This window comes from Nonomuraea terrae, from assembly GCF_044465245.1.
Lineage (GTDB): Bacteria > Actinomycetota > Actinomycetes > Streptosporangiales > Streptosporangiaceae > Nonomuraea > Nonomuraea terrae.
Window position 1 is genome coordinate 580089 of the sequence record NZ_JBITLL010000007.1, and the last position, 21693, is coordinate 601781.

The window sequence follows — 21693 nt, forward strand, 5'->3', positions numbered from 1 at the left end:
GGCCGCGGGCGCGATGAGATCAGCCCAGGAGGTCTAGCCCAGCCTGACCGGCTGCTCCTCGTTCTCGTCCTGCTTCAGCGCGAACCAGTAGAAGCCGTGCCCCGGCAGCGTCAGCAGGTACGGCAGCTCCCCGATCTTGGGGAAGTGCACCCCGCCCCGCGCCTCGACCGGGATCATGCCCTCGAAGCGCCGCAGGTCGAGCTCCACCGGCTGCGGGAACTTCGACAGGTTGTTGACGCACAGCATCACGTCGTCGCGCTCCTCGCGCACGTACGTCAGCACGGACGGGTTCGACGACCACATTTCCGTGTACGCCCCCGTGCCGAACACCGGGTGCCGGCGGCGGATCTCCAGCATCTTGCGGGTGAAGTGGAGCAGCGAGCCCTCGTGGCGCTGCTGGGCCTCCACGTTGACCGCCTGGTAGCCGTAGATCGGGTCCATGACCGCGGGCAGGTAGAGCCGGCCCGGATCGGCCGAGGAGAACCCGGCGTTACGGTCGGGGCTCCACTGCATCGGCGTGCGGACCGAGTCGCGGTCCTCCAGCCAGATGTTGTCGCCCATGCCGATCTCGTCGCCGTAGTAGATGATCGGCGAGCCCGGCAGCGACAGCAGCAGCGCGGTGAACAGCTCGATGCGGTCGCGGTCGTTGTCGAGCAGCGGGGCCAGGCGGCGGCGGATGCCCAGGTAGGCCCGCATGCGCGGGTCCTTGGCGTACTCCTTGTGCATGTAGTCGCGCTCTTCCTCGCTGACCGTCTCGAGCGTGAGCTCGTCGTGGTTGCGGAGGAAGATGCCCCACTGGGCGTTCTCCGGCAGCTTCGGCGTGAGCGACATGATCTCGGAGATCGGCTCGCGGGTCTCCTTCTTGACCGCCATGTAGATGCGCGGCATCAGCGGGAAGTGGAAGGCCATGTGGCATTCGTCACCTCCCGTGGTCGGGTCGCCGAAGTACTCCACGACGTCCTCGGGCCAGCCGTTGGCCTCGGCCAGCAGCACCCGGTCGGGGTAGAGCCGGTCGACCTCCGCGCGGATCTTCTTCAGGTACGCGTGCGTCTCGGGCAGCCCCGCGCACGCCGTGCCCTCCCGCTCGAACAAGTACGGCACCGCGTCCAGCCGGAACCCGTCGATGCCGAGGTCCAGCCAGAACCGCAGGACCTCCAGCATGGCCTCCTGGACCGCCGGGTTGTCATAGTTGAGGTCCGGCTGGTGGTGGAAGAAACGGTGCCAGTAGTACTGCTTGCGCACCGGGTCGTAGGTCCAGTTGGACTCTTCGGCGCCGATGAAGATGATCGGCGCGTCCGGGTATCCGCCGGGGTGGTCGGACCACACGTAGAAGTCGCCGTACGGCCCCTCGGGGTCGTGCCGGGACGCCTGGAACCACGGGTGCCGATCACTGGTGTGGTTCATCACCAGGTCGGTGATGATCCGCAGGCCGCGTTCGTGGGCCTTCTCGATCAACTGGACAAAATCCCCCAAGTCCCCGAAGTCAGGGAGGATCTTCATATAGTCCGAAATATCGTACCCGCCGTCGCGCAGCGGCGACTCGTACAGCGGCAGCAGCCACAGGCAGTCCACGCCGAGCCACTCGAGATAGCCCAGCTTCTCGATGAGACCGCGCAGGTCGCCGGTGCCGTCGCCGTTGGAGTCCTTGAACCCCCGGACGAGCACTTCGTAGAACACCGCCCGCTTGTACCAGGCAGGATCCTCCGAGACGAACGCCTCGGAGATCGGCTCCGGCATTGGGGATGCGTTGATCATATGTCGCTCACAGGAAGAGATGTGGGCAGGACGAAGTCACCGGTTCCCCGGCGTTGTTATGTGGTGACCGCGCCGCGTGGGGTCGTCATCCCTGCGAACCCCATGCCCTCGAACGAGACCGGATTTGTGATCTGGTGCCCGTTTGTGCGGCGCTTACGGGCCGAACACTACCAGCCCGTTGGCTCTCCGGAACCCGCTTCTGCTGTGCGAGGGTTAATACCCGCGAGATCGGTACGTAATCACCCTGTTACCCAGAGTTCACTAAAAAGGCGGCGTCAGGTCCGAGAGGTCGTTCTCTACGTCACTCAGCCACAGTCCGAACAAGACCAGACCTCTTACCCAGAAACGGTCATTCCACCCGTTGAACCTGGTCAGAGCGTCGGGTCCGGCCGCGACCACCTCATGCATCTCGTCGGACAGCAGACCCGGCACTCTCCGCACCACCGTCTCCAACATGCGGTGCGCATAATTTCGGGCAGGCGCCGCCGTGGACCGCAACGGTACCCGCTGGAGCGGCTGCTTGACGACGTTGGTGGACGGCAGCGCGGCCACCCGCGGGTCCGCCGCGTAGAGCACCTCGCGGTAGAAGCGGCCCCTGTCCTTCCTGGCCACCCCGACCGACAGCGCGGCGTCGAAGAACGCGGGGTGGATGAACGGCGCCGCGAACGACGCCTCGGGCCCCACCAGGTTGACCGCCGAGCGCGCGATGCCACGCACGGTCCGGGTGTGCAGCACCGACAGCGGCAGCTCGGCCCGGTGCCCGTGGAGCATGGAGGTGGCCGCGGCGAACTGCTCGCGCACGGTCTCGTCCATCCACTGCGCGGCGGCCTTCGACAGGAACGGCTGCGACGGCTGCCCGAGCGACAGGGAATCGAGCACGGCCTTCGAGCGCTCGGCCTGCGTCCTGGCCTCCAGCGCGGCCCCGCTGACCATGAAGTTCTTCAGCAGCGGCCCGCCGGCCAGCCCGTCGACGAGGACCCGGCCCGCGCCGTGGACCTCCTTGGCGAAGGGCGCGTACCAAGCGTGGTGGGGAGTCAGATATTCCAGCCGGCGGGCCACCTCGGCGGCGTCGGCCGGGTAGTCGGCGGCGTCCTGGGTGATCACCCGGTGGGGGATGCCCAGCTCCCTGGTGATCGCCCGGGCGAACGCGATGTCGGTGTCGGTGCCGTCGTCGGGGCTGGTCGTCCACGACTCGACGTCGGCGCCCCTGGCCTTGGCCACACTGGCCAGCAGGCGGGAGTCGTAGCCGCCGCTCACCGGGACGAGCAGCTTGCGGCCGTCGTACTCCGCGTAGACGTCGTGCAGCAGCTGGACGATCTCGTGCGGGCTGATCCACGCCTCGTACGGCTCGGTGCGCAGCCAGCGCGGCAGCCGGCGCTCGGTGGTGAGCACGCCGTGCCGGAACGCCAGCGCGCTCGACCCCGGCAGCCGCTTGACCTCGGTGTACGGCGTCGCCTCGGCCAGCGGGAACGTCACCTGCAGGATCGAGGCCCACGCCGACCAGTCGATCCCGATCGGCACGAGGCTCAGCAGCGGCTGGATGAGCGAGGAGAAGTAGACCGCGTCGCCCTGGCGCACGTAGTAGACGTCGACCAGGCCAAGCCCGCCGGTGTGCAGCGTCACCCGGTCGCCGTCGCCGATCAGCCCCGGCGTCTCGTACGTCTCCGCGACCGAGATCCAGTCGTCGGCGGCCTTCGGCCTGCGCTCGCCCCACGCGAACGCGTACGAGGCGCCGTCGCGGTGGTAGGGCGGCAGCGGCGTCGAGCTGAACAGCGCCGCCTCGTCGGTCTGCAGCGCGGGGCGCACCCGCGGGCCCGCGGCGGTCAGTTTGCCGAGGAGGGCGGTGTCGATCCGGCCGAGAGCGCCGCATACGTAGGGTCGCACGTTGAACTGCACCGGATCTCATCCCTTCGAGACGCTTCCCGCAAAAGAGTATCCTTTGCCGGGCTGAGAGAGCGGAGGTCCCAGTGAGCACGGAGCTGGAGAGCACGCGGCGTGCGCTGCGAGATGCGGTCGCCCAGGCCGAGCGCGCGGCCGAGCTGGCCAGGCTGCTGGACGCCGCCCAGGCCAAGCTGGCGGGCGCCGAGCAGGCCGCGGAGGAGGTCAGGATGCTGGCCGAGCGGCTGAGCGAGATCGAGGCGCGCCTGGCCGCCGAGCAGGCCGCCGCGGACCGGCTCAGGAAGGAGCTGGCCGAGCAGCGCTTCCAGGCCGAGGTCGCCAACTGGAAGCTGTCCTCCATCAAGGTCGCCCGCTGGAACCGCCTCGGCGACGCCATCAAGAGCGGCAAGAACAACCCGGTGCGCCTGGCCAGGGGCCTCAAGGGCGCGGCCAAGCCGGTCAAGCGGCCCACCGCGCCCAAACGCAGGCCGGTGGCCATCGCCGCCAAGCCGAAGGACGAGCGCCCCGGCGCCGCCTATCAGGCCACCGCCACGACCAGGACGCTCAACGGGGCCTCGTTCAAGCTCAAGCCGTTCCGGGTGCCGACCGGCCCCAACACCCGGCCCCATCTGACGGCCGCCGTGGTCGCCGACCCCCACGCCGAGGCGCTGCTGCGCTACGAGTGGCGGCAGACCACCGGGTTCACGCCGCGCGACTTCGCCCGGATCCTCCCGCTGGAGGTGCCCCACCTGCTGGTCGTCGAGTCGGTCACGCAGGGCCCGTGGGCCGAGGAGATCACCGGCGAGCCCGGTGAGGGCCTCAAGGCGCTGCTGGCCTGGTGCGCCGAGCGCGGCATCCGCACGGTCTTCTGGCACACCAAGGGCGACGTCTCCGCGTACGCCAAGGCGGCCGAGCTGTTCGAGCACCGCTTCACCGCCGACCTGTCGGTGGCCTGGCCGCGCCTGCAGTTCGGCGTCCAGCCGCGGGTGCACAACCCGCTGCCGCTGGCCGGGGGGCGCATCGACCGGGTGCTGACGCTCGACCAGTTGCTGCCCGGCCACCTGGCCTACCCCGACGTGCTGACGTCCTACCGCTGGCCGGCCGCGGCCGACTGCCCGCCGGGCACGCCGCAGTGGCGGCTGGCCGAGATCGCCGCCTGCGGCACGCCCATCGGCACCGAGGCCGACTCGCGGCGGGCGCACGTGGCGCTGCGGCGGGCGTACCAGATGGGGACGATGAGCGAGCGCGTCGACGAGATGCTCGACGCGATCGGGCTGCCCAGCGCCCGGGCCACGCTCACCACCTCGGTGCTGCTGCCGATCATCGACCCGTACCTGATGGAGCACGCGCTCGCCCAGGTCGCCAAGCAGTCGGGCGTCGACCAGGTGATCGTCATCGGGCCGCCGGAGGCCGAGCTGCGCGCCCGCGACGTGCTGCCCGACGTCGAGGTCGTGCACCGCCGGCCGCACCCCGCGATGACCGAGGGCGCGATGCTCAACGCCGGGCTCGACCTGTGCGAGTCCGACCTGGTGGCGGTCATGGACCCGCGCGACGTCTACGGGTCCCACTACCTGACCGACCTCAAGCGGGCGTTCCTGTTCACGACGGCCGACATCGTCGGCAAGGCCGCGTACTACGCCCACCTGCGCAAGCCGCAGGCCACGCTGCTCAAGCAGCCCGACGCCGAGTACGCGTACGTGCCCGAGATCGCCGGCGCCACCCTGCTGGCCCGCCGCAACACGCTGCGCGAGCTGCGCTTCGCCGACCTCACCGAGGGCTGGGACGAGGTTCTCATGCGGCAGTGCCGTACTGACGGGATCAAGGTCTTCTCGGCCGACCGGTTCGGCTACGTCCGCGTGCGCGACGAGGACCGCTGGTTGCTCGGAGCCGCCCAGCTGGTCGAATACGGCTCGGCCGAGCCCCACGCGCTGATCTGATCCGCCGTGCTGGCCGGGATCTTGGGGGAGCCTCCCGTGCCGGAGGGCACGTGGGAGCGGGAGGCCGTGTACGTCTCCGCGGCGGCGCTGCGGCGCCGGATGCCGGCCGAGGAGCTCGCGGCGCAGGTGCGGAAGCTGGACGGGGTGTCCTCGGTCGAGGTGCGGCCGAACGGGTTCCTGCGCATCGCCGTCACCGTCCCGGGGAAGCTGGTGGAGTCGATACGGCCGCTCGACGTGCCCGAGCCCGGCTGGCCGGACTTCCCGCGTACGTGGGACAACCCCGGCTTCGTGGTCCGGTACGCGCACGCGAGGGCCTGCGCCGTGCGGCGGTGGGCGCGGGACCTGGGGGTTCCCGAGCGCGGGTTCCGGCCCGAGCTGCTGGACGACCCTGCGCACCGGGCGGTGCTGCGTGTGCTGGCCGAGCTGCCGGGTCGCAGGCAGAGCCGGGACCCCGGCTGGGAGAGCTACCTGCTGCGGCTGGCGCTGGCCTACCACGACGCCTGCGAACGCGCACCGGCCGTTCCGGTCGGGGACGAGCGGCCCGGCCCGGTGCACACGGCCCGGGTGCGGCTGGCACAGGCGGTGGCGACGGTGCTGCCGGGACCGGAGCGACTGTAATAAAGCACAAATTATCCGGCCAAACGGCGATAAATCGTAAAAATATCCCATGGCGGCCTTGATCGCGTCTCGATACGTGGGCAGTGGGTCATGGCGCACTTGCGCTTCCGATAGCCTCGATCGGGTGAGTCGATACGTCCATCCCGCCGGGGACAGGCACGCCGAGATGCTGCCCCACGAGCGGCCCCCGCAGGCGCCCGCCGACCTCAACCGGATCAACCCCGCGATCTGGCCCCGAACGTCGGCCAGGGCCGAAGGGGCGCTCACGGTCGGCGGCGTGGACGTCCGCGACCTCGCCCGCGAGCACGGCACCCCTCTTTACGTCCTCGACGAGGACGACGTGCGCTCGCGCATGCGCGACTACGCCACCGCGTTCGCCGGCTCCGAGGTCCACTACGCCGGTAAGGCGTTCCTGTGCAAGGAGGTCGTGCGCTGGCTGGAGGCCGAGGGCCTCGGCCTCGACGTGGCCAGCGGCGGCGAGCTGGCGGTCGCGCTGAGCGTCGGGTTCCCGCCCGGCCGCATCACCATGCACGGCAACAACAAGTCCGCCGCGGAGCTCACCAGGGCGCTGGAGGCCGGCGTCGGCCACATCGTGGTCGACTCCTACGACGAGATCGCCCGGCTGGGTTACCTCGCCGACCAGCTCGGCAAGCGGCCCAAGGTGATGATCAGGGTGACCACCGGCGTCGAGGCCCACACCCACGAGTTCATCGCCACGGCCCACGACGACCAGAAGTTCGGCCTGTCGCTCAACACCGGCGCGGCGGCCGAGGCCGTCCGCCGCATCCTGGCGCTGCCGCAGCTGGAGCTCGTCGGGCTCCACTCCCACATCGGCTCGCAGATCGTCGACACCGCCGGGTTCGAGGTGGCCGCGCGGCGCCTGGCCACGCTGCTCGTGCAGATCAAGGACGAACACGACATCGTCCTGCCCGAGCTCGACCTCGGCGGCGGCTACGGCATCGCCTACGTCGAGGGCGACGAGGCCCCCGACATCAAGGAGCTGGCCGACGGCCTGCGCGAGATCGTCGCCAAGGTCTGCGTCGACGCCGGCCTGCCGGTGCCCCGCCTGACCGTCGAGCCCGGCCGCACCATCGTCGGCCCGGGCGGCATCACCCTCTACGAGGTCGGCACGGTCAAGGACGTCGAGGGCCTGCGCGCCTACGTGAGCGTCGACGGCGGCATGAGCGACAACGTCCGCACCGCCCTCTACGGCGCCGAATACACCGCCGTGCTGGCCAGCCGGGAGAGCGAGGCCGGGCCCATGCTCAGCCGCCTGGTCGGCAAGCACTGCGAGAGCGGCGACATCCTCGTGCGCGACGTCCACCTGCCCGCCGACCTCGTCCCCGGAGACCTGATCGCGGTCGCCTCGACCGGCGCCTACTGCCGCTCGCTGGCCAGCAACTACAACTACCTGCCCAAGCCCGCCGTGGTCGCCGTCTCCGGCGGTGCCTCGCGGGTGATCGTACGGGGCGAGACCGAGGACGACCTGTTGAGGGGGCAGCTGTGAAACCGCTGAGAGTGGCGCTGCTGGGCTGCGGAGTGGTCGGCACGCAGGTCATCCGGCTCATGCACGAGCAGTCCGCCGACCTGGCCGCCCGCGTCGGGGCCCCGCTGGAGCTGGCCGGGGTGGCCGTGCGCCGGCTGGGCCGCAAGCGTGACGTCGAGGTCGACCCGGCGCTGTTCACCACCGACGCCGAGTCGCTGGTGACCCGTGACGACGTCGACATCGTGATCGAGGTCATCGGCGGCATCGAGCCGGCCCGTTCGCTGATCGTCTCGGCCCTGTCGCGCGGCAAGTCGGTGGTCACCGCCAACAAGGCGCTGCTGGCCGAAGACGGCGCCACCCTGCACGAAGCCGCCAGGGCGGGCAACGGCGACCTCTACTTCGAGGCCAGCGTGGCGGGTGCGATCCCGCTGCTGCGGCCCCTGCGCGAGTCGCTGGCCGGCGACCGCGTCACCCGGGTGCTCGGCATCGTCAACGGCACCACCAACTACATCCTCGACAAGATGGACTCCACCGGCGCGTCCTTCCTCGACGCCCTGGAGGAGGCCCAGACCCTGGGCTACGCCGAGGCCGACCCGACGGCCGACGTCGAGGGCTTCGACGCCGCCGCCAAGGCCGCGATCCTCGCCGGGCTCGCCTTCCACAGCCGCGTGACGGCCGAGCAGGTGCACCGCGAGGGCATCACCGACATCACCGCCACCGACGTGGCCTCGGCCAAGGCCATGGGCTACGTGATCAAGCTGCTGGCCATCTGCGCCCGCTCCGACGACGGCCGTACGTTCGGGGTGCGGGTGCACCCGGCGATGATCCCGCGCACCCATCCGCTGGCGGGGGTGCGCGAGGCGTACAACGCGGTGTTCGTGGAGGCCGAGTCGGCGGGCCAGCTCATGTTCTACGGCAAGGGCGCGGGCGGGGCCCCGACGGCCTCGGCCGTGCTGGGCGACCTGGTCGCCGTGGGCCGCAACCGCCTGGCCGGCACCCGCGGCCCGGAGGAGTCGACCTACGCCCACCTGGCCGTCCACCCGATGGGCGAGACCGTCACGCGCTGCCATGTGGCGCTCGACGTGGCCGACAAGCCGGGCGTGCTGGCCCGGGTCGCCGAGTTGTTCGCCAAGCACGACGTGTCGATCCAGACCGTGCGCCAGGAGGGCCACGGCGACGACGCCCAGCTTGTCATCGTCACCCACCGCGCCACCGACGCCGCCCTGACGGCCACCATGGAGGGCCTGCGCGAGCTCGACATCGTCCGCGCCATCGCCAGTGTCATGCGCGTGGAAGGCGACGACTAGCGGCGGCTCAGGCGTCAGGGCAGGCAGCCGTCGCCGCGGCAGCCCGCCGCACTCCGCCTCGCGCGGGGCCGCCGCGCCGCACTCCGCATCTCCTCGAATCATCCGTTACGGCGCTGCCGTGGCCGGCCATCCGCCGCACTTCGGCTGGGGGCCTTCCAGGGAAACGGCCGCTGACCCTTCACCGCCGGCCCGCCGCTACGCGAGCCCATCTTGCCCGGCTCCGTGGCGGTTCCCTGGCTGGACGCCGTCCCGCTTCATGTGGGGGTCTGCCGAATAGGGCCGGGTTGCGGACGATCGTGGGGCAAAGCGGCGTAAGGTAGGCGCCGGTCGAATCCCAGCGGTCGAGGAGCGGTCTGTTGTCCGACACCCCTTGCGGCTTCGTGCGTACGCCGGAGGCCGGTCTGGCCCGTCTGCACTGGGCCGGCAGCGGCTGGGCGGTCGACGGGCGGACGCCCGTCGTGCCGGAGTTGCGCGTGCTGCGCGGGCTGGAGGTCGAGTGGCCGGACCGTGAGGTGCCGCTCGACGGACTGATGCGGCTGGCCGCCGCCGGTGTCCCGCTGACCGCCGAGCGCGCCGCGCCGTGGGTGCCCGCCGCCCTCGCGGAGCGGCTCACCGACCGCGACTGGCTCGGCCACGCCCCCGAGGGCCTGCGTTCCCTGGCCGACCTGCGGCGCGAGGAGCACAGCGTACGGCTGCGCCGCCTGGCGCACCCGGTGCGGCCGCCGAAGGTCAGCATCGTCATGTCCACCCGCCGCCCGGCCCTGGTCGCCTCCGCCCTGGCCCAGATGGAACGTCAGCGCGATGTCGAGGCCGAGGTGCTGCTGGGCCTGCACGGGGTGCCCTTCGAGCGCGTACGCGAGGCCGTCGAGTCCTGCGCGCTGCCCGTGCGGTGGGTCGAGGCCGAGGAGTCGGTGCCGTTCGGCGAGGTCCTCAACCGGACCGCCGCCCTGGCCGAGGGCGACCACCTCGCCAAATGGGACGACGACGACTGGTACGGCCCCCGCCACCTGGCCGACCTGTTCATGGCCCTGTCGTACGCCGAGGCCGACGTGGTCGGCACGACGGCCGAGTTCTTCTACCTGGAGCCGCTGCGCACGACGATCCGGCGCACGACGTTCGCCAGCGGGGCGAGCTATCCGAGCGAGGTGTACGCCGACCACGTGGCGGGCGGCACGATCATGGTCCCCCGGAAGAAGTTCCACGACATCGGCGGATTTCCCGCGCTGCCGCGGGCTGTCGACCGCGAATTCCTGAAAGCCGCGCACGAGGCCGGCGCGCGCATCTACCGCACCCACGGGCTCGGTTACGTCCTGCGCCGCGGCCTCGGCGGCGAGCACACCTGGCAGCTGCCGCTCGCCCACTTCCTCAAGGTCGCGGTCAACCAGTGGCACGGGTTCCGCCCGAGCCTGCTCATGGAGGGGGCCGTCAGTTCGGCCGGAGCGCCGATTTCAGCCGGCGCAGGAGCGTCTTCTCCGGAGCCTCGACCGTAACCGGCGAGGGAGCCGGGATGGTGACCGGTTCCGGCTGCGAGGGGGCGGGCCAGTAGCGGCCGGGCCGCTCGTGGCGTACCCCGTGGGTGGTGTCGATGACCGCGTCCAGGTCGTCGCCCGGCCCGGTGAGCAGGGCGGCGCGGCCGAGCGCGGAGGTCCGTTCGAGCCGGGCCGTGCGCCCGTCCTCCAGGTCCACGACCAGCACGCCCGCGAGGTCCTTCTGCACCGACTCGATCATCCGCTCCAGCGTCGCCCGGTGCAGCGGCACGTCCACCGGCCCCCGGTAACGGAACGGGATCGGCGCGGGCGTCGGCGCGGCCTCGTCGATGAGCCGCACCCGCTCGTCGTGACAGAAGAGGTCACGCATCAGCCGCAGCTCGAAGCACGGGTCGGACAACGCGAAGCGCGCGTCGTCCAGCCGCGACCACGGCCCCACCAGCGTCACCACGACGTCCTGGAGCTTGCCGTCGAGCGCCGCGGAGACCGCCTGGCGCACCACCGGCTCGGGCGCGTCGCCGACGTCGTACACGATCTCGACGTACGGCACCAGCCACCGCCGTCCCCGGTCCTTGCGCAGGTCACGCCGCAGCGGGATCCGATGCGCCAGGTACGGCTCCACCGCCCTGACCGCCCGCTCCCGGTCGCGATGCTGCGACGGCAGCCCCAGATGAACGGCCTGCGCCTCCACGTCGGGCACGAACACCACGCCGTGCATGGCCAGCCGGTAGGAGAACTCGGTGTCCTCGCCCCGCGCCACTGTCGGGTCGAGCCCGCCCACGGCGTGGAAGACCTCCCGCGGCAGGGCGAACGTCGGCCCTGTGCACACGTGATACGGATTGCGGCTCTTGCGCAGCCCGTCCGTCTTGGCGATCGTCGCCTCGGTGGAGCTCGCCACGGCCGCGTCCAGGTCGAACAGCTCGCCCAGCCGCGCGGCCCGGTGGACCTGCGCGGGCGTGAGCGGCGGCGCCTGCACGAACTTCTTCATCCCGATCGTGACGAGGTAGTCCGTCACGTGGTGCCAGCGGGCCAGCGCCTCGATGTGCTCGCGGCAGGCCACCATGTCGGAGTCGAGCCGCTGGATGATCTCGCCGTCGGCGGCCTTCGCGCCGGTGTTGACGGCGTTGGAGATGCCCCAGCCGTCCTCGACGCGTACGAGCCGGGTGTTGACCGGGCGGATCTCGGGGAGCCGCAGCGGCGGCCGGCTCCCGTCGTCGACGACGAGGACCTCCATGAGATGGTCCGGATACGTCTGCGCCGCCAGCGCGGCGAGCGTCAGGTCGAGCCTGTCCTGCCCGCCGTGCGCCGGTATCACCACGCTGACGGAAAGGGCGGGTGACCAGGCGCCCAGCTGCGGCGCGGCCACCGGTGAATAGTCGTTCTGCCTCAGAGCAGGACGCGCGTCCATGGTCGTGACCCCCTGCCCGGGACCTTATCGGGAGATGCTGAGAATTTCCTGAATAGTGCCTCTGTCCAACGGACGGTCCGACCCGTGGACGCGGCTCCCTGGCAGCGCCCCGCACCCCGTAGACTCAATGGCCAGCACCGCAGGTAGGGAGTCATCATGAGCAGGTCGTGGCGTGGCCTCATCGAGGAATACCGCGAACGTCTTCCGGTAACCACGAAAACGCCCGTCGTCACGCTGCTCGAAGGCGGCACCCCACTGGTGCCGGCCCACCGCGTCTCGGCCCTCACCGGCTGCGACGTCTACCTGAAGGTCGAGGGCGCCAACCCGACGGGCAGCTTCAAGGACCGTGGCATGACCATGGCCATCAGCAAGGCCGTCGAAGAGGGCGCCAAGGCGGTCATCTGCGCCTCCACCGGCAACACCTCGGCCTCGGCCGCCGCCTACGCCGTGCGCGCGGGGCTGACCTGCGCCGTGCTGGTGCCGCGGGGGAAGATCGCGATGGGCAAGCTGGCCCAGGCGCTCGTCCACGGGGCCACGCTGCTGCAGGTCGAGGGGTCGTTCGACGACTGCCTGGAGATGACCCGCAAGCTGTCGTCCAGCTACCCGATCGCGCTGGTCAACTCCGTCAACCCGTTCCGGCTGCAGGGGCAGAAGACCGCGGCGTTCGAGATCGTCGACACGCTCGGCGACGCGCCCGACATCCACTGCATCCCGGTGGGCAACGCCGGCAACATCTCGGCGTACTGGATGGGCTACCAGGAATACTTCGCCGACGGGCTCGCGACGAAGCGGCCGCGCATGTTCGGCTTCCAGGCCAGCGGCGCGGCGCCGATCGTGCAGGGCGCGCCCGTGGTCCATCCGCACACCATCGCCACCGCCATCCGCATCGGCAACCCGGCCTCCTGGTCGCTGGCCACCGCGGCCCGCGACGAGTCGGGCGGGGCCATCCAGGCGGTGACCGACCGGCAGATCGCGGCGGCGTACAAACTGCTGGCGCAGGAAGAGGGCGTGTTCGTCGAGCTCGCCTCGGCGGCCAGCGTCGCCGGCCTGCTTCAGGCTCACGCGCAGGGCATGGTCGCGCCAGGGCAGCGCATCGTCTGCACGGTCACCGGCAACGGCCTGAAAGACCCCGACTGGGCCATCTCGGGCGCGCCGGCGCCGGTCGTCATCCCCATCGACGTCCACGCCGCCGCCGCGGCGCTCAACCTCGCCTGATCGGGCACGACGCCCCCGCGGGGGCATGAGGAGTGATGAGGCGAACGTGAGGACCGTGGTCATCCGCGTGCCCGCCACGTCGGCGAACCTGGGGCCGGGCTTCGACGCCCTCGGCCTCGCGCTGAGCCTGAACGACGAGGTCGAGGCCACGCTCACCGGCCAGCCGGGCGTGCACGTCACCGTCGAGGGTGAGGGCGCGGGCGAGGTCGACACCGGGGAGGGCCACCTGGTGATCAAGGCCATGCGACGGGCGTTCGGGCTCATGGGCGTGCCGCAGCCGGAGGGCATCCGTCTCCACTGCCGCAACCGCATCCCGCACGCGCGCGGCCTTGGGTCGTCCTCGGCGGCGGTGTGCGCGGGCATTCTCGCCGCCCGTGCTTTGGCTCATAGCGAAATGAGCGACGACGACGTCTTCGCGCTGGCCACCGAAATGGAAGGCCATCCCGACAATGTCGCCCCATGTCTCGCCGGCGGGCTCACCATCGCGTGGTCCGACCACTCCGGTGCGCCGCGTAAGCTGAAAGTAACCCCTGACCAGCGGATCCGCCCGGTCGTCGCCATTCCGGCGGTGCGCCTGTCCACGGAGGCCGCAAGGGGGTTGCTGCCGAAGGACGTGCCCCACAAGGACGCCTCCTTCAACGCCGGCCGGGCCGCGCTGCTGATCGCCGCGTTGACCCTGCGGCCCGAGCGAGAGCTGCTGCTTGCCGCCACAGAAGACCGTCTCCACCAGCGTTACCGCGCGCCTGTGATGCGGGAGAGCGTGGATCTGGTAGAACGTCTCCGTGCAGTGGGCGTGCCCGCGGTCGTTTCGGGAGCGGGTCCCACGGTTCTTGCGTTTTCGACCTCGGATACGCAGGATTTGATCGCGCCAGAAGTGGGTAATGACTGGCACATCCAGCAAATGGACGTCGACCCGGTTGGTGCGAACGTTCAGTTCCCCGAGACACGCTGATACCTCTTTAGACCTTCAGGGAATAGCCGTGTGCGCTGGTGATGTTAGGCTGATAGCCGCACCAGATGCCCCCTTGGTGGGTGCGTGCTTGTCAGCCAAACATCGCTGCACCATGCTTCACGTCGCGAGGCGTGAGAGCAGCGCGGCTGTCTCCCCGGAATCCGTCGCCTCCGGTTGGCCCACACCCGGTTGGCTCGACGCGAGGTGGCGACGACGGGGACGTGCGCGTTCGAATCATCTCGACGTCTGGTTGGCGACAGCAATCTGGGGGGTGTCAGTCACGCGCCAAGCGCCATCGGCGGCGTGGACGAACCCCTCCCCAAGAGTGGCGGCCGTCTCCAGTGACAGCCGAAGATCGCAAAGTGCACCCCGACCCGGTCTGTCCCGCCGGATCGCAAGCACCTCCGGGACGCCCGGCAGAACAAAACCGGCGCCCGACCCCTGGGAAGGACCTTTTAGTTGAGCGACACCACCGAACTCCTCTCCGACGCATCTGGCGCTGAGCCGGCGTCCGGCGACACCCCCACCCGCGCCGCGGCCAAGCCGCGTGCGCGTCGCTCCGGCACCGGCCTGTCCGCCAAGGTGCTGCCCGAGCTGCAGAAGATCGCGGCGGAGCTGGGCATCAGCGGGACCGGGCGCATGCGGAAGAGCCAGCTGATCGCGGCCATCCAGGAGAAGCAGGGTGGCGGTTCCGGAGACGCCGCAGCAGCGGCCGCTCCCGCGGCGGAGGCGTCCGCGCCTGCCGCGACGGAGACGGCGCCCGCGGCCGAGCGGCCCACCCGTACCCGCAGGGAACGTTCCCGCTCCAAGGTGGCCGAGGAGCCCGCTGCGCAGGCGGCGGCGGTCCAGGCCGCCGAGCCGGCGGTCAGCGCGCCCGAGCCGGTCGCCGCCCCGGCGGAGCCCGTCGTGGAGCAGCAGAGCCAGCAGAACGACCAGAGCGATTCCCGCTCCGAGCGGAGCGAGAGCCGGCGTGAGCGCCGCAGCCGCGGCGAGCGCCGCGAGCGGGGCGACCGTTCCAGCGACCGCGGCGAGCGGGGCGACCGTTCCAGCGACCGCGGCGACCGCGGTGACCGCGGTGAGCGGGGCGACCGTTCCGGTGACCGTTCCGGTGACCGGGGCGAGCGTGACGGCGGCCGTGGCGAGCAGCGCGATCGCGCCGCCGTCGACACCGGCAGCCGTGACCAGCGCGGTGACCAGCGCAGTGACCCGCGGGGCGACCAGCGGGGCGACCAGCGCGGGGGCGACGACGACGAGCGCGGCGGGCGCGGCCGCAGGGGCCGCTTCAGGGAGCGCAACCGCGGCCGTGGCCGTGACCGCTACGACAGCACCGAGCCCGTCATCGGCGACGACGACGTGCTCATCCCGATCGCCGGCATCCTCGACATCCTCGACAACTACGCCTTCGTGCGCACGAGCGGCTACCTGCCGGGCAGCAACGACGTCTACGTCTCGCTCGCCCAGATCCGCCGCAACGGCCTGCGCAAGGGCGACGTCATCACCGGCGCCGTCCGGCAGCCGCGCGACGGCGAGCGGCGCGAGAAGTTCAACGCCCTGGTCCGCCTCGACACCGTCAACGGCATGGACCCGGAGCAGGCCCGCAACCGGCCCGACTTCAACAAGCTGACGCCGCTCTACCCGCAGGAGCGCCTGCGCCTCGAGACCGAGCCGAACATCCTCACCACGCGGATCATCGACCTCGTCTCGCCGATCGGCAAGGGCCAGCGCGGCCTCATCGTCTCGCCGCCCAAGGCCGGTAAGACGATGGTGCTGCAGGCGATCGCCAACGCGATCACCCACAACAACCCCGAGTGCCACCTCATGGTCGTGCTCGTGGACGAGCGGCCTGAAGAGGTCACCGACATGCAGCGGTCGGTGAAGGGCGAGGTCATCCACTCGACCTTCGACCGTCCCGCCGAAGACCACACCACGGTCGCCGAGCTCGCCATCGAGCGGGCCAAGCGCCTGGTGGAGCTGGGCCACGACGTCGTCGTGCTGCTCGACTCGATCACCCGTCTCGGCCGTGCCTACAACCTGGCGGCCCCTGCGTCCGGGCGCATCCTGTCGGGTGGTGTCGACTCCACGGCGCTCTACCCGCCCAAGCGCTTCTTCGGCGCCGCCCGCAACATCGAGAACGGCGGCTCGCTGACGATCCTCGCCACGGCCCTGGTCGAGACCGGGTCCAAGATGGACGAGGTCATCTTCGAGGAGTTCAAGGGCACCGGCAACATGGAGCTCAAGCTCAACCGCTCCCTGGCCGACAAGCGCATCTTCCCCGCGGTCGACGTCGACGCGTCCGGCACGCGTAAGGAAGAGATCCTCATGGCCAGGGAAGAGCTCCAGGTCGTCTGGAAGCTGCGCCGGGTGCTGCACGCGCTCGACATGCAGCAGGCTCTCGAGCTGCTGCTCGACCGGATGAAGGACAGCAAGTCCAACGCGGAGTTCCTGCTGCAGGTCCAGAAGACCACGGTGAACAACGACCGCGACTGACGGTTCGCATCGCCATAAGGGGCGTCGGGGTCTTCCCCGCCGCCCCTTTCGCGGTCCCGGGGTGGGGTTATCCCCACCTGGGGACTGGCGCCTTCCGTATTCACCCCGCCGGTGTCCGCGGGCAGTCTTGAGCCATGCGGTCAGGTGTGTTGAAGGAACGGGTGCCGTACGGGCCCCGGGGGCCGGTGGGCGTGCTGGTGGATCCGATGACCTGGCGGGCGGCGCCGTACCTGCTGGCCAGCGGGGTGTTCGGGCTGGCGTGGTTCGTGGTGCTGGGCGTGGCGGTGCCGGCCTCGCTCAGCCTGAGCGTGGTCTGGGTGGGCGTGCCGCTCATGATGGCCGCCATGCTGATGTGGCGGGGCGGGGCCATGCTGGAGCGGCGTCTGCTGCACGCGGCCCTCGGCGTCCGGATCGCCGACCCGTACCGGGCGCGGCCCGAACGCGGGCTCGGCGCGCACCTGCGCTGGTTGCTCACCGACTCCGCCACCTGGCAGGACCTCGGTTACCTGCTGATGTTGTTCCCGCTCGGCGCGGTCGAGGCGGCCCTGTCCGCGGCGCTGTGGACGGCGACGGCGCTGCTGCTGGCCCAGCCCGTCCTGTTCTCGCTGTACATCGCCGCGGGCGTGCAGACGCCGTTCACGATCGACAATTGGCCCGGGACGTTCGCGGCCACGCTCGGCGGCGTGCTGCTGCTGGTGCTGTCGGCGTACGCGGTGCGCGGCATGGGGTGGCTGCACGGGACGCTGGCCACCGTGCTGCTCGGCGGCAACCAGGAGGAACGCCTGCGCGCCAGCAGGGCGCGCGGCATCGACGCGGCCGAGGCCGAGCGGCGCAGGATCGAGCGCGACCTGCACGACGGCGCCCAGCAGCGGCTGCTGTCGGTGGCGGTGGACCTCGGACGGGCGCAGGCCAAGTTCGACAGCGATCCCGACGCGGCCAGGACGCTCATCGCCCAGGCCCACGCCGGCACGAAAGCGGCCATCGCCGAACTGCGCGATCTCGCCAGAGGCATCCACCCGGCCATCCTGAGCGACCGCGGGCTCGACGCCGCGCTGTCCGGGCTGGCCGCGCGGGCGCCGATCCGGGTGGACGTCTCCGTCGAGGTCGAGGAACGTCCGCCGGCCGCGGTGGAGAGCATCGCGTACTTCGTCGTGGCCGAGACACTGGCCAACCTGGCCAAACACTCCGGCGCCACCGAGGCGTCGGTCTCCGTGGTCAGGGACCACCGCGGCGTGGTCGTCGACGTCTGGGACAACGGCGTCGGCGGCGCCCGCCTCGTCCCCGGCGGCGGACTGGCCGGGCTGGCCGACCGGGCGGCCACCATCGACGGCGTGCTCGTGCTGTACAGCCCCGTGGGCGGCCCCACGCTCGTCCGCGCGGAGCTGCCCTGCGCGTGGTAGGGATGAGGCCATGCGCGTGGTCATCGCCGAGGATTCCGTCCTGCTGCGCGAAGGGCTCGCGCGTCTGCTCGCCGACGGCGGCGTCGAGACGGTCGCGGCCGTCTCCGACGGGTCCGCGCTGGTGGCCGCCGTGCGGGAGCACGACCCCGACCTGGCGATCGTCGACGTACGCATGCCGCCCACCCACACCGACGAGGGCCTGCGGGCGGCGCTGCAGGTGCGCGCGGCCAAGCCCGGCTTCCCCATCCTGGTCCTGTCGCAGTACGTCGAGGAGCGCTACGCCGGCGAGCTCATCGGCAGGGCCGTCGGCTACCTGCTGAAGGAGCGGGTGGCCGACGTGGCCGAGTTCCTGGCGGCGGTGCGTCAGGTGGCGGCGGGCGGCACGGTCATCGATCCGGAGGTGGTCGTGCAGCTGCTCAGCCGACAGCGCCGCGGCGCGCCGCTCGACTCCCTGTCGCCGCGCGAGCGACAGGTGCTGGCGCTGATGGCCGAGGGCAGGTCCAACACCGCCATCGCCGCCCGCCTGGTCGTCACCGAGGGCGCGGTGGAGAAACCCGGCATCTTCGCCAAGCTGTCGCTGGGGCCCGCGCCCGAGGACCACCGGCGGGTGCTGGCGGTGCTGACGTACCTCGGCCGGTGATCCGGGGGAATGCCGGATGGCCTGGGATGGTTGCACGATCTGGCACACTGGTAGCTGACCGTTTTCGCGGTTCCGGTTCACGCATGCGACAAGCGACCCGGCGGCCGCGCCCCGAAAGGACAGCCATGAAGCGCGACATCCACCCTGACTACCACGTGACGCAGGTGTCCTGCTCCTGCGGTAACACGTTCACCACCCGCAGCACCGCGAAGAACGGCGTGATCCACGCCGACGTGTGCTCCGCCTGCCACCCGTTCTACACGGGCAAGCAGAAGATCCTCGACACGGGCGGCCGGGTGGCCCGCTTCGAGAAGCGCTTCGGCAAGAAGCCCGCGGGCAAGTAGCTTCACCGACGCCGACCCGGACGCACCCCGGTGCGCCGGGTCGGCGTTGTTGGTGAAAAGGCCCTACCCACGGAAAAGGACACACGGTGAATCTCGACGAGTTGCTCAAGGAGTATTCCGAGCTGGAGACGCAGCTCGCCGACCCCGCCGTGCACGCCGACCAGAACAAGGCCCGCACCCTCGGCAGGCGCTACTCCCAGCTCACCCCGGTCGTCACGACGTACCGCGAGCTCGAGTCGGTCCGCGACGACCTGACGGCGGCCAAGGAGCTGGCCGGCGAGGACGAGACGTTCGCCGCCGAGGCGGCCGAGCTCGAAGGGCGCATCCCGCAGCTCGAGGACAGGCTCCGCCACCTGCTCATCCCGCGCGATCCCAACGATGACAAGGACATCATCATGGAGATCAAGGCGGGCGAGGGCGGCGAGGAGTCCGCGCTGTTCGCGGGCGACCTGCTGCGGATGTATCTGCGCTACGCCGAGCGGCTCGGCTGGAAGACCGAGATCATCGACAGCCAGCCGTCCGACCTGGGCGGATACAAGGACGTCACGGTCGGCATCAAGGCCAAGGGCGACGAGGGCGTGTGGTCCAGGCTCAAGTACGAAGGCGGCGTCCACCGCGTGCAGCGGGTCCCCGTCACCGAGTCGCAGGGCCGCATCCACACCAGCGCCGCGGGCGTGCTCGTCTACCCGGAGGCCGAGGAGGTCGAGGTCCAGATCGACCCCAACGACCTGCGCATCGACGTCTACCGCTCCAGCGGCCCCGGTGGCCAGAGCGTCAACACCACCGACTCCGCGGTGCGCATCACCCACCTGCCCACCGGCGTCGTCGTCTCCTGCCAGAACGAGAAGAGCCAGCTCCAGAACAAGGAGTCGGCCATGCGCATCCTGCGGGCCAGGCTGCTGGCCGTGGCGCAGGAGCAGGCCGACGCCGCCGCCCAGGCCGAGCGCAAGTCGCAGGTGCGCACCGTCGACCGCTCCGAGCGCGTACGCACCTACAACTTCCCGGAAAACCGTATCTCCGACCACCGCGTCGGCTTCAAGGCGTATAACCTCGACCAGGTTCTCGATGGCGAACTCACCGCCGTCACCCAGGCCCTCATCGACGCCGAAATGGCGGAGAAGCTCGCACAACACTCATGACATTTCTGCTGGACGAGATCGCTCTCGCCACCGCCCGGCTGGCCGAGGCAGGTGTCCCTTCGCCGCGCACCGACGCGGAGGAGATAGCGGCGTTCGTCCACGGCGTGCGCAGGAGCGAGCTCCACACGGTGAAGGACTCCGACTTCGACGCCCTGTTCTGGGAGGGCATCGCCCGGCGCGAGGCCCGTGAGCCGCTGCAGCACATCACCGGCCACGCCTACTTCCGCTATCTGGAGCTCGCGGTCGGTCCCGGCGTGTTCGTGCCGCGGCCCGAGACCGAGGTGATGGCCGGCTGGGCGATCGAGACGTTGCGCGCGATGGATGTCACCGCCCCGCTCGTCGTCGACCTCGGCACCGGCTCGGGCGCCATCGCGTTGTCCATCGCGCAGGAGGTGGCGCTGGCCGAGGTGCACGCCGTGGAGGTCGATCCGGCGGCGTACACCTGGGCCAAGCGCAACATCTCCGAGCTCGGCCAGGGGCGCACCCACCTGCACCCCGAAGACCTCGCCGAGGCGCTGCCCGAGCTCAACGGCAAGGTCGACCTGGTCATCTCCAACCCTCCCTACATCCCGCCCGGCGCGATCCCGCGCGACCCCGAGGTGCGCGAATACGACCCCGCCAGGGCGCTGTTCGGTTCCGGCGACGACGGGCTCGGCGAGGTGCGCGCGGTCGAGCGCACCGCCCGCCGCCTGCTGCGCCCCGGCGGCTGGGTGGCCGTCGAGCACGCCGACGAGCAGGGCAGGGCCGTCTACCTGACCTTCCCCGAGGACAACGGCTGGCGCGACGTACGCCTGCGCCAGGACCTCACCCGAAGAGACCGCTTCGTCACCGCCCGCCTGGGCCAGGATTAGGATGCATGCGAGCGGCGCGGCCTTCTCCTGATCCTGAGGAGGAGCCAGGCGACCGATCAGGAGGAAGGAGGAGGCCTCGCGAGTGCCGTTCGCAGCCGAGCGGAGTGAGGCCGCAAAGACCGTGGCACGACGTTTTGACTGCTCCGATTCCACACAACGCACTGTCGGCGTGATGGAGGCCGCGGCGGCCGTACGCCGGGGCGAGCTCGTGGTCCTGCCGACCGACACCGTCTACGGCATCGGCGCCGACGCCTTCACCCCCGCCGCTGTCACCGCGCTCCTCGACGCGAAGGGCCGGGGCCGCGACATGCCTCCGCCCGTGCTCGTGGGCACCGTCAGGGCCGCCACCGCGCTCGTCGACGACCTGGGGCCGTACGGGCAGGACCTCGTCGACGCGTTCTGGCCGGGGCCGCTCACGCTGGTCTGCAAGGCCAACAGGGCTCTTTCGTGGGACCTGGGCGACACCAAGGGCACGGTGGCCGTACGCATGCCGCTCCACCCCGTCGCGCTCGACCTGCTCAAGGAGACCGGTCCGATGGCGGTCTCCAGCGCCAACCGCTCCGGCGAGCCGCCGGCCACCACCGCCGAGGAGGCCGAGAAGCAGCTCGGCGACTCGGTCGAGGTCTACCTCGACGGCGGCCCGACCACCGACAAGACGCCCTCCACCATCCTCGACCTCACCACGGCCGTGCCCCGGCTGCTGCGCCGCGGGGCCATCCCGGTGGAGAAGCTGCGCGGCATCATCGGCTACGTCGCCACCGACGACTGACGTATACCGGCTCATTATTC

The 21693-nt window shown here is 71.0% G+C and carries 17 protein-coding genes; 14 read left to right on the plus strand and 3 right to left on the minus strand.

The genetic code is table 11. The features are described 5' to 3' along the window. Positions 1–33: 33 nt before the first annotated feature. Positions 34–1737 carry a maltose alpha-D-glucosyltransferase gene (treS, locus tag ACIBP6_RS36765; RefSeq protein ID WP_132615415.1) on the minus strand — a complete coding sequence of 568 codons (1704 nt, stop codon included), beginning with the start codon at positions 1735–1737 and terminating at the stop codon, positions 34–36. Between the two features lie 279 nt (positions 1738–2016). Next, entirely contained in the window at positions 2017–3639 is a 1623-nt protein-coding gene (locus tag ACIBP6_RS36770) for an asparagine synthetase B family protein (RefSeq protein ID WP_397058522.1), read from the minus strand. Positions 3640–3722: 83 nt separating this feature from the next. Here ACIBP6_RS36770 and ACIBP6_RS36775 point away from each other — a divergent pair, with 83 nt between their 5' ends. From ACIBP6_RS36775 to ACIBP6_RS36795, 5 genes are all read left to right on the plus strand, one after another. Further along, a complete protein-coding gene (locus tag ACIBP6_RS36775) occupies positions 3723–5570 on the plus strand; it encodes a hypothetical protein (protein ID WP_397058524.1) in 1848 nt (615 codons plus the stop codon). Between the two features lie 36 nt (positions 5571–5606). Next, on the plus strand, positions 5607–6188 hold the full coding sequence (locus ACIBP6_RS36780; protein WP_397058526.1) for an anticodon-binding protein: 582 nt from the start codon (positions 5607–5609) through the stop codon (positions 6186–6188). A 124-nt stretch (positions 6189–6312) separates the two neighbouring features. Further along, positions 6313–7695, plus strand: a complete 1383-nt coding sequence (lysA, locus tag ACIBP6_RS36785; RefSeq protein ID WP_397058528.1) for a diaminopimelate decarboxylase — start codon at positions 6313–6315, stop codon at positions 7693–7695. Beyond that, a complete protein-coding gene (locus ACIBP6_RS36790; protein ID WP_397058529.1) occupies positions 7692–8981 on the plus strand; it encodes a homoserine dehydrogenase in 1290 nt (429 codons plus the stop codon). The genes lysA and ACIBP6_RS36790 overlap by 4 nt, the downstream gene beginning before the upstream one ends. 356 nt (positions 8982–9337) lie before the next feature. Beyond that, the gene (locus tag ACIBP6_RS36795; RefSeq protein WP_397058531.1) at positions 9338–10471 is read left to right on the plus strand and encodes a glycosyltransferase family 2 protein; all 1134 of its coding nucleotides are present in this window, start codon (positions 9338–9340) and stop codon (positions 10469–10471) included. Here the strand turns inward: ACIBP6_RS36795 and ACIBP6_RS36800 are convergent. Then, a complete protein-coding gene (locus ACIBP6_RS36800) occupies positions 10407–11876 on the minus strand; it encodes a glycosyltransferase (RefSeq protein WP_397058533.1) in 1470 nt (489 codons plus the stop codon). The two genes, ACIBP6_RS36795 and ACIBP6_RS36800, sit on opposite strands and share 65 nt — an antisense overlap. A gap of 156 nt (positions 11877–12032) precedes the next feature. Here ACIBP6_RS36800 and thrC point away from each other — a divergent pair, with 156 nt between their 5' ends. From thrC to ACIBP6_RS36845, 9 genes are all read left to right on the plus strand, one after another. Next, a complete protein-coding gene (thrC, locus tag ACIBP6_RS36805; RefSeq protein WP_397058535.1) occupies positions 12033–13091 on the plus strand; it encodes a threonine synthase in 1059 nt (352 codons plus the stop codon). 25 nt (positions 13092–13116) lie between these two features. Then, positions 13117–14043 carry a homoserine kinase gene (thrB, locus tag ACIBP6_RS36810; protein ID WP_397058537.1) on the plus strand — a complete coding sequence of 309 codons (927 nt, stop codon included), beginning with the start codon at positions 13117–13119 and terminating at the stop codon, positions 14041–14043. A 459-nt stretch (positions 14044–14502) separates the two neighbouring features. Then, positions 14503–16530 (plus strand): transcription termination factor Rho, encoded by a 2028-nt coding sequence (gene rho / locus ACIBP6_RS36815; RefSeq protein ID WP_397058538.1) that lies wholly within the window; start codon positions 14503–14505, stop codon positions 16528–16530. Positions 16531–16664: 134 nt separating this feature from the next. After that, a complete protein-coding gene (locus ACIBP6_RS36820; protein ID WP_397058540.1) occupies positions 16665–17930 on the plus strand; it encodes a sensor histidine kinase in 1266 nt (421 codons plus the stop codon). 10 nt (positions 17931–17940) lie between these two features. Beyond that, a complete protein-coding gene (locus tag ACIBP6_RS36825; RefSeq protein WP_397058542.1) occupies positions 17941–18570 on the plus strand; it encodes a response regulator in 630 nt (209 codons plus the stop codon). A 125-nt stretch (positions 18571–18695) separates the two neighbouring features. After that, entirely contained in the window at positions 18696–18914 is a 219-nt protein-coding gene (gene rpmE, locus ACIBP6_RS36830) for a 50S ribosomal protein L31 (RefSeq protein ID WP_132615425.1), read from the plus strand. Positions 18915–19000: 86 nt separating this feature from the next. Then, positions 19001–20053 carry a peptide chain release factor 1 gene (prfA, locus tag ACIBP6_RS36835; protein WP_132615426.1) on the plus strand — a complete coding sequence of 351 codons (1053 nt, stop codon included), beginning with the start codon at positions 19001–19003 and terminating at the stop codon, positions 20051–20053. Continuing rightward, entirely contained in the window at positions 20050–20904 is an 855-nt protein-coding gene (prmC, locus tag ACIBP6_RS36840; RefSeq protein WP_132615427.1) for a peptide chain release factor N(5)-glutamine methyltransferase, read from the plus strand. The genes prfA and prmC overlap by 4 nt, the downstream gene beginning before the upstream one ends. A 121-nt stretch (positions 20905–21025) precedes the next feature. Beyond that, complete coding sequence (locus ACIBP6_RS36845) at positions 21026–21673, plus strand: L-threonylcarbamoyladenylate synthase (protein WP_397058546.1); 648 nt, start codon at positions 21026–21028, stop codon at positions 21671–21673. Positions 21674–21693 lie beyond the last annotated feature (20 nt).